Source organism: Flavobacterium nitratireducens (assembly GCF_029625335.1).
In the GTDB taxonomy this organism is placed as follows: Bacteria; Bacteroidota; Bacteroidia; order Flavobacteriales; family Flavobacteriaceae; genus Flavobacterium; species Flavobacterium nitratireducens.
Genome location: NZ_CP121111.1, coordinates 1,755,836 through 1,768,362, shown reverse-complemented (window position 1 = coordinate 1,768,362; position 12,527 = coordinate 1,755,836). Strand labels below are relative to the sequence as shown.

The 12,527-nt window shown below is 34.3% G+C and carries 12 protein-coding genes and 1 pseudogene; 6 read left to right on the top strand and 7 right to left on the bottom strand.

Annotation, left to right across the window (positions count from 1 at the left end; translation table 11 throughout):
• Positions 1-4: 4 nt before the first annotated feature.
• From ureC to P5P90_RS08390, 6 genes and pseudogenes are all read left to right on the top strand, one after another.
• Positions 5-1,726, top strand: coding sequence for an urease subunit alpha (gene ureC / locus P5P90_RS08415; protein ID WP_278034288.1), 1,722 nt, complete (start codon positions 5-7; stop codon positions 1,724-1,726).
• A complete protein-coding gene (locus P5P90_RS08410; protein ID WP_278034287.1) occupies positions 1,727-2,218 on the top strand; it encodes an urease accessory protein UreE in 492 nt (163 codons plus the stop codon). It abuts the gene before it with no gap.
• Positions 2,218-2,903: pseudogene (locus P5P90_RS08405) on the top strand (urease accessory protein UreF). Before P5P90_RS08410 ends, P5P90_RS08405 begins: the two are co-directional and overlap by 1 nt.
• A 9-nt stretch (positions 2,904-2,912) precedes the next feature.
• On the top strand, positions 2,913-3,548 hold the full coding sequence (gene ureG, locus P5P90_RS08400) for an urease accessory protein UreG (RefSeq protein WP_278034285.1): 636 nt from the start codon (positions 2,913-2,915) through the stop codon (positions 3,546-3,548).
• Entirely contained in the window at positions 3,545-4,324 is a 780-nt protein-coding gene (locus P5P90_RS08395) for an urease accessory protein UreD (RefSeq protein ID WP_278034284.1), read from the top strand. The genes ureG and P5P90_RS08395 overlap by 4 nt, the downstream gene beginning before the upstream one ends.
• A complete protein-coding gene (locus P5P90_RS08390; protein WP_278034283.1) occupies positions 4,314-5,009 on the top strand; it encodes a hypothetical protein in 696 nt (231 codons plus the stop codon). The genes P5P90_RS08395 and P5P90_RS08390 overlap by 11 nt, the downstream gene beginning before the upstream one ends.
• A 23-nt stretch (positions 5,010-5,032) precedes the next feature.
• On the opposite strand, the gene P5P90_RS08385 is transcribed toward P5P90_RS08390, so the two are convergent.
• From P5P90_RS08385 to P5P90_RS08355, 7 genes are all read right to left on the bottom strand, one after another.
• Positions 5,033-5,794 carry a hypothetical protein gene (locus P5P90_RS08385; protein WP_278034282.1) on the bottom strand — a complete coding sequence of 254 codons (762 nt, stop codon included), beginning with the start codon at positions 5,792-5,794 and terminating at the stop codon, positions 5,033-5,035.
• Between the two features lie 21 nt (positions 5,795-5,815).
• Complete coding sequence (locus tag P5P90_RS08380; protein ID WP_278034281.1) at positions 5,816-6,253, bottom strand: retropepsin-like aspartic protease; 438 nt, start codon at positions 6,251-6,253, stop codon at positions 5,816-5,818.
• Positions 6,213-7,337, bottom strand: a complete 1,125-nt coding sequence (locus P5P90_RS08375; protein WP_278034280.1) for a CHAT domain-containing protein — start codon at positions 7,335-7,337, stop codon at positions 6,213-6,215. The genes P5P90_RS08380 and P5P90_RS08375 overlap by 41 nt, the downstream gene beginning before the upstream one ends.
• Positions 7,338-7,351: 14 nt before the next feature.
• Entirely contained in the window at positions 7,352-8,914 is a 1,563-nt protein-coding gene (locus P5P90_RS08370; RefSeq protein ID WP_278034279.1) for a tetratricopeptide repeat protein, read from the bottom strand.
• Between the two features lie 171 nt (positions 8,915-9,085).
• On the bottom strand, positions 9,086-10,084 hold the full coding sequence (locus P5P90_RS14375) for a DUF7849 domain-containing protein (protein WP_479724210.1): 999 nt from the start codon (positions 10,082-10,084) through the stop codon (positions 9,086-9,088).
• A 65-nt stretch (positions 10,085-10,149) separates the two neighbouring features.
• Positions 10,150-11,037 carry a PKD domain-containing protein gene (locus P5P90_RS14370; RefSeq protein WP_278034277.1) on the bottom strand — a complete coding sequence of 296 codons (888 nt, stop codon included), beginning with the start codon at positions 11,035-11,037 and terminating at the stop codon, positions 10,150-10,152.
• 307 nt (positions 11,038-11,344) lie between these two features.
• Complete coding sequence (locus P5P90_RS08355; protein ID WP_278034276.1) at positions 11,345-12,319, bottom strand: hypothetical protein; 975 nt, start codon at positions 12,317-12,319, stop codon at positions 11,345-11,347.
• Between the last annotated feature and the right edge of the window lie 208 nt (positions 12,320-12,527).

Sequence of the window (12,527 nt, the reverse complement as noted above, 5' to 3'; positions counted from 1 at the left end):
TAATATGAGTGTAGAGATAAACAGAATAAAGTATGCCAACATGTTTGGTCCAACTGTTGGCGATAAAATCCGATTGGCTGATACGGAATTATTCATTGAAATTGAAAAAGATTTTTCGGTTTATGGTGAAGAAGCTAAATTTGGGGGAGGTAAGACCATCCGTGATGGAATGGCACAATCTGCAAGAGCAACAAGAAGCGAAGGAGTTCTGGATTTTGTAATTACCAATGCTGTGATTATTGATCATTGGGGAATTGTAAAAGGCGATATTGGAATCAAGGATGGAAAGATTGTAGGAGTAGGAAAAGCAGGGAATCCGGATACAATGGACGGAATTACTGAGAATATGATAATTGGAGCCTCAACCGAAGTGCATTCCGGAGCAGGTTTAATAGTTACTGCCGGAGGTATAGATACCCATATTCATTTTATATGTCCGCAACAAATAGAACATGCCTTATATAGCGGAGTAACCACAATGATAGGGGGAGGAACGGGACCGGCCGATGGAACAAATGCCACTACTGTAACTCCTGGTGCCTGGAATATTCAAAAAATGCTGGAAAGTGCCGAAGCTTTTCCAATGAATTTAGGTTTTTTTGGAAAAGGAAACTGCTCTACACTAGCTCCTTTGGAAGAACAAATTGAAGCGGGAGCATTAGGTTTAAAGATTCATGAAGATTGGGGAGCTACTCCTGCAACAATTGATGCATCTTTGAAAATAGCTGACAAATATGATATTCAGGTTGCAATTCATACGGATACACTTAATGAAAGCGGGTTTCTTGAAGATACAGTTAAGGCTATCGATGGAAGAGTAATTCATACTTTTCATACTGAAGGTGCTGGTGGCGGACATGCGCCAGATATTATTAAAGCAGCAATGTATCCTAATGTATTGCCTTCCAGTACCAATCCAACGCGCCCATTTACCATTAATACAATTGATGAGCATTTAGATATGCTGATGGTTTGTCATCATTTAGATAAATCCGTTCCTGAAGATGTTTCTTTTGCTGATTCCAGAATTCGTCCTGAAACTATAGCTGCCGAAGATATATTGCATGATTTGGGTATTTTTAGTATGATGAGTAGTGACTCTCAGGCAATGGGAAGAGTAAGTGAAGTTGTTATAAGAACTTGGCAGACAGCTCATAAAATGAAAGTTCAAAGAGGGTTTTTATCTGAAGATGAAGCTAATAATAACGACAATTTCAGAGTTAAAAGATATGTTGCAAAATACACCATAAATCCTGCAGTCTCTCATGGGATTTCTAAGCATGTAGGTTCTATAGAATCTGGTAAATTAGCCGATTTAGTATTGTGGAAACCCGCTTTATTCGGAGTTAAGCCGGAAATCATTATCAAAGGAGGAATGATTATAGCCGGACGAATGGGAGATCCTAATGCCTCAATTCCTACACCACAACCGGTTATTTATCGTCCTATGTTTGGGGCTTTCGGAAAAGCTTTGCATAAAACCTGTGTAACATTTGTTTCTAAAATAGCTATCGAAAATAAAACAATCGAGAAATACCAATTAAATAAAATAATCCTGCCTGTTGAAAATTGTCGCAACATAGGGAAAAAGGATTTGATTCATAACGATAAAACGCCAAATATTGAAGTTAATCCTGAAAATTATCAGGTAAGGGTTGATGGAGAGCACATAACCTGTGAACCTTTGAAAGAAGTACCAATGGCACAACGATATTTTTTATTTTAAATGATTATAACCAATAAAATAAAACAGGAAGCCCTTAGTCCTGAATCTAAAATAGAAGTTTTAATAGATTTTGAATGGTTTGAAGTTAATAAACGTATCCAGCATAAGATTGCCAGGGACGGAAAGAATTTCCGGTTTAAATTTTTGAATGAAAATCCGAATTTACAACAGGGAGAGGTTTTATATCAGGAAGCTGACAAAAATTATCGGGTTAATATTCTGCCTTGTGAGTGTCTGGTTATTATTCCTAAAAATAATTTCGAAACAGCTTCAGTTTGTTATGAAATAGGAAACAAACATTTGCCTTTATTTTATGAGGAACAAGCTTTACTGGTTCCGTATGAAAAGCCTCTTTTTCGTCAGCTTATAGCTATGGGTTTTGAAGTTCATGAGCAAAAAAGAATTTTGCTAACACCTTTAAGAACCTCAGTTGCGCCTCATGGAGAAAGTGGAACTTTGTTTTCTAAAATAATGAATTTAACTCAAAAATAATGAAAACTTCTTTGCTACATTTATTGCATTTGTCTGATCCTACTTTACCCATTGGCGGTTTTTCTCATTCTTATGGTTTGGAGACTTACACTCAAAAGGAAATAGTAAAATCAGTTGAAAGTGTGCACTTATTTTTAACAGAAATTTTATCCCATAGTGTTTTACATAATGAGGCTGCTTTTATTAGTCTTGTATTTGATGCCTGTGAGCAAAATAATTGGGATAAAATTATCGAGCTGGACAGTTTGTGTAATGCTTCTAAACTACCAAAGGAAATCAGAACAGCCAGTCAGAAATTAGGGGTTCGTCTGATGAAAATTTTCAGCCCTTTAATTCAAACAGATTTAACCGCCAGGTTAGAATCAGCCCTAAAAAACAAAAGTATTTATGGGCATTATTGCATTTTATATGCGATTTATGCTTATGAATTACAAATAGGAAAAAAAGAGACCTTAGAAGGTTTTTTTATAATACGGCTATTGGTTATATTACTAATGCGGTAAAATTAATTCCTCTGAGTCAGGATTCAGGTCAGGTATTGCTGTTTCAATTATTAACCCTTTTAGAGAACCTAGCTGAAAAGGCCTTAAAACCTAATATGGATTTAATTGGAATTAGTGCAACAGGCTTTGACATCAGGGCTATGGAACATGAAAACTTATATTCACGATTATATATGTCTTAAAATAAAAAGATGGAAAGAAGTTATATAAAAATAGGAGTGGCTGGTCCTGTAGGATCAGGTAAAACAGCTTTAATAGAACGATTAACAAGAGAATTAGCAGCTAAATATTCATTAGGAGTTATAACAAATGATATATATACTCAGGAAGATGCTGATTTCTTGACTAAAAACAGTTTGTTGCCAGCGGAACGAATCATAGGGGTGGAAACAGGAGGTTGTCCTCATACAGCAATTCGTGAAGATGCAAGTATGAATTTAGAGGCAGTAGACGAATTGGTAGAGCGATTCCCGGAAATTGAACTGGTTTTTATTGAAAGTGGGGGCGATAACCTTTCGGCTACCTTTAGTCCGGACTTAGCAGATTTAACCATTTTTGTAATTGATGTTGCCGAAGGAGATAAAATTCCAAGAAAAGGCGGACCCGGAATTACAAGAAGTGATTTGTTAATGATTAATAAAATTGATTTAGCTCCGTATGTTAATGCCGATTTAGGTGTAATGGAACGTGATGCGCGTAAAATGAGAAACGGAAAGCCATTCGTATTTACTAACTTAATGAAAAAAGAAGGATTAAATGACGTAATTGGATGGATACAAAAGTACGCTCTTTTAGAAGAGGTAAATGAACCTAATTTAGTCAGATGATTTCAAAAGTTATCGTAGAATCTGAAGTAAAGAATGGTATCACCCAATTAAAATCGGTGTTTTTTAATACTCCTTTTAAAGTTGTAGATATTCGGGAAGATAAAAAAAAGCCGTTATTAGAACTAATCTTAATGAGTTCTTCACCGGGTGTTTTAGATGGCGACGAATTGTATTTTGAATATATTCTGAATGAAAATAGCCAATTAGAGATTACGACCCAATCTTTTCAAAGATTGTTTACAATGGAGAAAGGTGCTTTTCAGGAAACAAAAGTTTTGATAAAAGAAAATGCTTTTTTATCCTATTTGCCGCACCCAAGCGTACCTCATAAAGGTTCTGATTTTAAAAGTAATAACACGATTTATTTGGAAAAAAATGCATCTGTTCTTTGGGGTGAAATTTTTACCTGCGGCAGGAAATTAAAAGGAGAGGTTTTTGAATTTACAAAGATGCAGTCTTTGACAAAAGTATATCAGGAAGATAAACTGGTATTTTTTGAGAATTTATATCTGAATCCTTCCGAATTTAATCCGATTAATCTAGGGCAGTTAGAAGGATTTACTCATCAGTTAAGTTTGTTTTTTCTGCATCAGTCTATTGATGTAAAAAAAATGAAAAGTGAATTAGATTTATTTTTGAAAGATAAAAATTGCGTGTTTGGAATTTCTGAAGCACCTGCAAATGGTCTCGTGATAAAAATTTTATACAACAAAGCCGAAAAATTAATGTCCTGGATGAAGGAAATAACTAAAATAATAAAACAGTATGGACTTTAATATAATCTGTTTTACGGTAATCATGATTAGTGCAATACATACCTTTAGTGGTCCCGATCATTATTTGCCTTTTATATTTTTATCCCGTTCTAAAAAATGGAGTTTGAAAAAAACACTTTTCTGGACTTCTTTATGCGGATTAGCTCATGTTTTAAGTTCTATTGTTTTAGGAATAGCAGGTATTTTTTTAGGTTGGACTTTAAAAAAAACCTTTCATATTGAGACAATTCGGGGTGGATTTGCATCCTGGATGTTGTTTGTTTTCGGATTGATGTATGTTTTATACGCTCTTTATAATATTAATAAAAACAAAATTCATAAGCATTTTGACGCTTCAGAAGAGGGTGAAATTTATGTTTTCGAACACCAACACGGACAAGCCATTGCTTCTAATCAGCGTTTTAAAGTAACTCCCTGGGTAATGCTTTTTATTTTTGCATCAGGACCCAGTGAACCAATGATTCCATTAATAATTTATCCGGCAATAGATTATTCGCTATTTGAAGTTGGGATTCTAATTGTAATTTATACTTTGGTAACCGTGTTAACAATGTTAAGCATGGTTATGATTGGTTTTTTTGGAACTAATTTTATTAATTATAAAGGTTTTGAAAAGTTTATAGAGTTAATCAGCGGTTCGATTATATTAATTTGCGGTTTTGGAATGATATGGCTTGGCTGGTAATTTTTTTGATTAAAAAGAATTCTTTAATTAAATGTTACCCAGTCAAACAGAGCATAATTTTGTATTGTTGGGATATGGTCACCAATAAAATTAAGATTTTCAACACTACAGAAAATTTTAAATTTAGTACTTGATCCGTAGTTAAGAGTCGTTGAAGTTATAACAGTATCATCTATTTTCCAGTTTACAACATATTTTTTCTTGTTGTTTAAAGTTAAATGAATACTGAAAGTGTACCATTGTCCTCTTTTGATTTTTGTTTGAAAAGAATGGGAAGGATTAGCCTGAGAAGTGGCATAAACGATAAGATCATCTGCAACAGCGTTTAATTGTTGGCGTATAGCTGTATTGCCGTAACCAATTTCAAAATCGAGTTCATGTGTATCATCGCTGTATAAAAAAGCTCCAATACTTGCGCAATCACCTACACCCATTTCAGGAACATAAACACGCCAGGAATATGTTCCGGCAGCATAAGTGGAAACCGATTTTACTTTGGTTCTGTCCCAGGTATTGGCATTGGTAAATATATGAAGCACGCCATTATCAATCCAGTAATTTGGATTTCCTGCCTGAGTAGCATCATCCCATTCGTTTAAATCGTTAAAATCCCATCTTTTTGAAGTATTTGTAGGTGTTTTCGAATTACCGGATCTGGCCATTTCTAAAGAATTGGATATTGATTTGTTTACAATTTGTGTTCCTTCAACGCTATCTTCATCAGAACAGGAAAATAAAAGCATTCCAAGAGCTAAGCAAGCTACTTTATAAAAAACAGATTTCATACTATTTTGGTTTAGAGTTGGTTAGCGTAAATATACACAATTATTATAATAGTCTATAATAGCTTTACCTTTCAATAAAATATCGGCACCAATAATCCCATCTACTGTTTTTACTTTATAGGCTGTCAGGGCTTCATTGACATGTGACATGTCAAAGATGATCAAGTCAAAGTCGTTGTTTTTCCATGTGCCTAATTGTAATTTGTTTTCTTTGGCAGTTTGTGTGTGCATTCCAGTAGCCCCAGCCCCAGATGCTTTCGTATTTGAATCTTCTGCTTGGAGTTGAAAAAGTTCAATACGTTCAAAACCTACACAACTATTGGAAGCTCCTGTATCCAGAATAAAACGACCTTCCACTCCGTTGATTTTGGCTTTAATCAGCAGGTGTTGGGTTTTAGTAATCTTGAATTTTACTTTTTTATATTTTTCCTTTTTTAGGACTTCTTGCAGCTTTTTCATTTTTATATCGGATAAAAAGCCAAATTAAGGCAATTACGAATAGAATTCCCAATACAATGTACGTATAATTTGTTGGGGTTTTATTGTTTTCCAAAGTGCCATAATACACAAAGGCACTCCAGTAATAAGGTGATTTTTTGGCATTAGAAATCTCAGGATTGTTTAAGAAATCTCTTTTGGCATTCGCGTTGGCTTCCAGATAGGATTGACCGTTTTTGATATTTTGGTAAAACGATTCCATAAAAACCGAAGTGGTGTAATCATTCACTTTCCATAAAGAAAACAGCAAGTTTTGCGCTCCGGCCCATTGAAATCCGCGAGCAATACTCATGGCACCTTCAGATTTATAGAGTTTGCCAATTCCCGTTTCACAAGCACTTAATACCACCAAATCAGGTTGGATTTTTAAATGATACAATTCCGAGTATAGAATATCCTGATCGTAAAATTTGATACTTGCTGGTGCTAGGATGTCTCCAGCATCAGCATGAGTGGAGAGGTGTAAAATGGAATAATTGGCTGCACTATTACTGAAATTTTTGAAATTAGCCGCTTTATTAGTTAAATATTTTCCTTTAAAATTGTGTTGGATGGACTTCATTTCGTTTTTAGAATAGGATAATTCCAATGGGGTTTTCTCAAAAACGGGAAAAACACCTAAAACCGTTTTGTCTTTATTTGTCATTCTGAGTTTGTCGAAGGACAAATAAAATTGCGCTGAGTTTTCATATCCAATATTAAAATCATTCAGCATATAATGCATCTGAGCAAAGTTGGTTGTTTTCGATTCTTTTGTAATTAAGGCTTCAAAAGGAAGAAAATTCAATATACCATCTGGAACTATGATGAGGTTTTTATAGCTAGAATTTTGAGGTAATTTCAGCATTGTATATAAAGAATGTCCATAATGATTGTAACCTGAAATGTTGTCAATTATTTTATTGGCATCACTAAAAAAATCTAAGAATGAAATTATTTTAGGGGTGGCAGTATGGTTATCCCAATAAAAATCCAGTCGTATTCTATTGTTATCCAGAATAAAAAAATACATTTTTTCAAAACCTGAAAAATACTCAATCATCATGGCTTTGTCTTTTTTCAGTTGGGCAAACAAGGATTTGATGTCGATTGTTTCTTTTTCCGAAACGGTATTTTCTGAACGAATTTTTTGAGCGAAAGCATTAATCCATTTTGCTTTTCAATTGCTTCGTTTATTTTTTCAATATTGGCTAAATCGCCTTTTTGTTGTTCTTTTAAAATGATATTACTCCAGTTTTGCAGTTGTTCTAAATGGAGTTTTTCTTTTCTCGAAAGGCTTGTTTTTTTGGATAAAAAACTTTTTAAAACACCTGATTTACTTTGTTCAGCCAATTGAAATGCAGCTTCGATATAGTTTTGTTTAGGTTCTTTTTGGTACAAATGGTAGTAGACAGCGATACACTTTTCAGTGCGCATCCGAACGCGGTTTTGATGGATGATTTTAGAGTTTTCATAAATCATCATATTAGAAAACAATTCTTCGATGTGAAAAGCCAAATTATAAGCTTCTAATGCCTTTTTTTCATGGTTTTGCAGTGAATAAATTGCTGCTCTCAAGTCTAAAGCATCGAGCAAACTGTTTTCGGTATAAAGCGAATTTTGTTCCGGAAGTTCACTTTTTTTAGGGTTGTAATTCGGGATTAAAAGTTTAAAAATGGCTTCAATAGATGCTGTTGCTTCTTTGAGTTTTTGTTGTTTGAAAAACAGCGAAGCTTCTTCATACTTGAATTGGGCTATTTGGCGTGAGCTAAGATTGGGTGTGGCGTAGAAATACTTTCTCGCTTTATCAAAATAGGAATTGGCTACATCAAATCGTAGCCATTGTGCATTGAGAGAAGCTAAATTGCGGTAACAATTGGCTAGTGTTTCACTTTGGATTTTTTCTGATTGTAATAATTGGATAGCTTTTAGATAGGAACTTTCTAATTTGTCAAAGCTATTTGGAACAAATTTTACAGTTAACCCTGGGTTTCTATAATTTAAAACATAACTATTTCCCAAATTATTCCATAAAATCCCTTTTTGAATTTTGGATAGTTTTTCGGTACGAATGGTTTTTTCTAGCAAATCTATCGCTAAATCATTCTTTCCAGAGTTTTGATATACATTCGATAAATTGAGTATTGCCGCTATTTTTTTTGCTTGATTTTTTTCTTGAGTAGCAATGTAATAATATTGTTTTATAGTGTTTTCGGCATTGTCGTAATCACCCAGAATGCTGTACAAGTTGCCTAAAGGTTTTAGGCAATATTCGATAATATCATAATTGCGGAGCTGGTATTTTTGATAGATTTTCCATGCTTTCTCGTAACTGGAAACGGCTTTTTGAACTTCGTTAAATTGATTTTCGTAATAGGCTTTGTTGCAATTTAGTATAACAATTGCTAGTAGTTCGTCTTTGGTTTTCGGTTTTGGATTTTTCCAAAACGCTGCTTCAGTAGTAGAGAGTTGGTTTAAATTTTCTGCTGTTGGATTGGCTACAAAAGAGTCAATGGCATTGTAGATTTTGTCTTCAGGGCTAAGTTGGTTTTGCCCAAAAATAATCAGGTGAAAAAGGAGTAGAAAAAAGAAAAAAGTCTTTTCATAGATAGTTGTTTCACAAAGATACACAAAGCATTGCACGAAGATTCACTAAGTTTTATTTAACCATATACCCGCCTGCCGGCGAGGCAGGAGTTATATAAGTTTTTGAAAGTTAACTAAGTGTTGAATAGGTCATGTAAGTTATTTTCATTTTATGAAAATTAAAATCTGTGTAAATCAGTTTTATCTGTGTCATCTGTGTCCCAAAAACTAAAACTTCCATATTCCATACACCTGAACATAATTAAAATTATCTTTGAAATTCATCACATAACGAGCGCCTAAACTTGGTCCGATGCGTGCAAAACCTAGAGTTAAGTCAAATAATAATCCCGATTTAAAATTAGTGAAAGTTTTGCTGTTACTTATGGTGTTTTCTTGAGTATTTATAATAGGAGAACCAGGTTTTTCAGATTCAAAAGTTTCAATTTTGGTGTAGCGTTCTTCTTTTTGCGAGGCATTAATATTCGCTTGAACACCAGTTCCTATACCGATATAATTATTGATGTTATAACGAATTAATAGTGGAATTTCGTTGTTGAAATTGGAATAACCCAGTGTTGATGTTGTACGTGTAGGTTGACGAACTCCATTAGAAGTGGTGCTAAAACCATTGGTAACGGTGGTTTCAGAGGTAAACTCGTGTTTGCTGTTGATTAATTCGGCTTGCCAGTAAAAACGATAAGATTTGTATGGAGAAATGGTGGCAGCCACAAAATAACTGCTAGATTTATCTAAATTAGGATAGATGTTGTAACCGGCCTTTGCACCAATAGAAATTCCGGGTAAGAATCGGGTAGTGGCGTAATTGGTAATAATAGGCTCGTTCTTATCAAAGAAAATAGATGTTCTACTCTTGGTGTTTACTTTGTGGAAGTCCTTGTTGAATTTCATCGAGTATTTTACAAAACCTTTAGTACTGTCTTTTTCTCTTACATTTTTTTGTTCGCTTCCCGGTAAATAAATGTTTTTGAAGGTAAAAAAGATTTGTTTTTGTTTGATTATAGTATCTAAACAGCTAGTAGTAGGGGCTTCGTCTTTTGGACAAATTGGGCATTCGGGATACATGCCTTCTATTTTGAAAGTTTTTTTGTCAAACATATCTGGAATATCGGTTTCTAAACGAATCATTCGAGCTGGGCCTTCACCATTGTTTTGAAAGCGTGTTTTGAAATTTACTCTTTTAAAACGGACGAAACGATAATTCATAAAACTTCCGTTAGAGCCCATTTTGTTAGGGTCGTGCGAAGTGACGATTTCCATTTCCAGATTTTTTACTTTATGATTTTTATAACTACGATTAGGAACATAAATACCACGCATAGTGATGGTTGCGCTGGTGTCTTTAAGCATTTCTGGAGTGGTTTTAAAGGTGTAAAAACATTACGAGTTTCCTGCGGATTCGCATCGTCAAATTCAAGTATGGAAACGTTTTTGAATGTTATATGTGCATCAGCAAGGGAGGCCTCTAAATCTTCTTCTGTGGTGGTGTTTTCGTATTTTTTTATTGGCAAATTGCTGTTAGAAGCCACAAAAGTGTTGGATTGGTCGGTATCTGTAATACTAGCAAAAGTATTTTCTTTAATTTCTCTTTCGCCGGCATAGGTGCGAAAATCAGAGAGTACAAAATTGTTGTCTTTGTATTGTTTTTCGTTGTAAAACAGATAAATTTTTCCGCTGCTCACATAATTTTCTAGGTTTTGATAACTTAAAATTACTTCCATTTCTTGATCAGGAATAGGATCGCAATTTTTTTGTAGTACAAAGCCATTTTGATCAGCAACGGATGCAATTTCGTCAAAATTTTTATCTGGTAAATCATTTACGACTACTTTTTTAGGTCGGGTAGCCGGCGGTTTTCCGTTGTCGTAATTGTTAGTTACCGTTAATCGGGTGTTGTAAGTTCCTTTGTTTTTATACGTATGCTTGGGTTCGGCAGCTTTGCTATAGGTGCCATCGCCAAATTCCCATAAATAAGAAAAACTTGGTTTGGGTGCTCCTGCAATTGGTATCAGTGGAGGAGTTTCGGGTTTGAAAAGCACAGTGTTTCCATTTTGACTGTAGTTGATCGTAGCTCTTCTGGTGATGGTGTCCTTGATTTTTTTTTGGGAGTAGGAGACTATAGAAATCAGAACAAAGAAAATAGATACTAGTGGTTTCATATATGTGAAATTTATTCTTTAGTGGTCATATATGTTATCGCCTTTTATTTATCGGTGTTTGCTTTCGCAAACTAGTTGTTTGTGGCGATTTCATAATCAAATCTGGTTTTAGCCCTGATGGAAGCGGCATCCTTTTATTGCTTTTTTTAATACATAGAAGATTGCTTCGCCTGTTCGCTTCGCTTGAGTCAGCGTACAGCAGGAATAGCTACTAATTTTTTTGGTTTGGTTTTTTAAAAATCTTTTAAAAATAGAAAAAAGTGATGAGCAAATCATCACTTTTTTCAGAAATTAAATTTGGGAATCTTTATTGGATCGCATTTATTGCGGCAATTAATTGGGCTTCGGTACCTACAGTAGTTTCTGCCATTGTGAAAGTGTATACATCATTTGCTTGAACAGTTACTCCTTTGATAGCATATCTCCAGTTGCCATTTTCTTCCGTTACAAAGATTACGTGGCAAGCTAAACCTACTGGAATTTGACCGTAATGTTCGCTAAATAATCCTTGAGCAGTGTAGGTGTCTAATTTGGCTAGAGCATTTGTTCCTTCTCCATCGTATGATAAGTAGATAGCACTGTTTGTGTTGTCGTATCCTTCTGGAGCATCAGCAAGAATAGTAGTTTTAGGTCTTGGGTCACTGTAAAATTTATCTACGTTAGTCCATCCAAAGTTTCCAAAGCTTACATAGTAGTTGTTTCCTTCACCCTGTACACCACCTTTTCCACCATTAGTTCCGTCAGCTTTACGAGCATCTTGCCAAGCTAAGTTTCCTTCGTCGTCAATAATACCTTTCCACAATGTCATCGTTGGATCTACACCTCCAGTTAAATTCGCAGGTACTAATAAAGTCATATTACAAGTAGTAGCTAATTCTTTTCCGTTTTGAGTTGCTTTGACAAAGAATTCTCCTCCTGAAATTAATAAGTTTCTTTTTCCATCAGGCAAAATTCCCATTGTTGGTTTGTTAGTAACTAACATGTTTCCTTTGTCAAATAACTCTACATATTCGATTTTTACTTCACCCGTTACTGGATTTCCGTCTTTAGTTAAGCAATTTCCGTTGATGGTTAATTTTACTCCTTTTTTAGAAGTCAAGGTTACAGCACCATCTCCGGCATTGATTGTAAATTCTTGTTTGATTTTGTCTAAAGCAACTTGTCTTACATTTGCAAATTCGGCTGCAGTTGCTGGAGTTTCTACTGTTTCTTCGTCGTTACAACTTACGAATGATAATGCTGCTAAAAATAAAAGTCCGATTGTTTTAAAATTTCTTTTCATGATTTCTTGGTTTTAATATTGTTAAAAATGATTTTCTTGTTTTATACTGTTATATCAATTCGGTTTTAAAATTGTTACCCCAGTATTTTAATTTTTTTGTTTTTAATTTTTTGTTTCTGTTGTTATATCAATTACTTTGATTTTTTGTTACCCTTTAATCTGAATTTATTTCAGATTCTTTTTAAAAAACTTTTTTTAATTCTGTTTT

Bases quoted from the DNA above. Each gene is read 5' to 3' on its own strand.
- P5P90_RS08355 (WP_278034276.1), bottom strand. From the start codon at position 12,319: ATGAAAAGAAATTTTAAAACAATCGGACTTTTATTTTTAGCAGCATTA.
- P5P90_RS14375 (WP_479724210.1), bottom strand. From the start codon at position 10,084: ATGAATTATCGTTTCGTCCGTTTTAAAAGAGTAAATTTCAAAACACGC.
- P5P90_RS08410 (WP_278034287.1), top strand. From the start codon at position 1,727: ATGATTATAACCAATAAAATAAAACAGGAAGCCCTTAGTCCTGAATCT.
- ureG (WP_278034285.1), top strand. From the start codon at position 2,913: ATGGAAAGAAGTTATATAAAAATAGGAGTGGCTGGTCCTGTAGGATCA.
- P5P90_RS14370 (WP_278034277.1), bottom strand. From the start codon at position 11,037: ATGAAACCACTAGTATCTATTTTCTTTGTTCTGATTTCTATAGTCTCC.
- P5P90_RS08395 (WP_278034284.1), top strand. From the start codon at position 3,545: ATGATTTCAAAAGTTATCGTAGAATCTGAAGTAAAGAATGGTATCACC.
- ureC (WP_278034288.1), top strand. From the start codon at position 5: ATGAGTGTAGAGATAAACAGAATAAAGTATGCCAACATGTTTGGTCCA.
- P5P90_RS08385 (WP_278034282.1), bottom strand. From the start codon at position 5,794: ATGAAATCTGTTTTTTATAAAGTAGCTTGCTTAGCTCTTGGAATGCTT.
- P5P90_RS08380 (WP_278034281.1), bottom strand. From the start codon at position 6,253: ATGAAAAAGCTGCAAGAAGTCCTAAAAAAGGAAAAATATAAAAAAGTA.
- P5P90_RS08375 (WP_278034280.1), bottom strand. From the start codon at position 7,337: ATGATGATTGAGTATTTTTCAGGTTTTGAAAAAATGTATTTTTTTATT.
- P5P90_RS08390 (WP_278034283.1), top strand. From the start codon at position 4,314: ATGGACTTTAATATAATCTGTTTTACGGTAATCATGATTAGTGCAATA.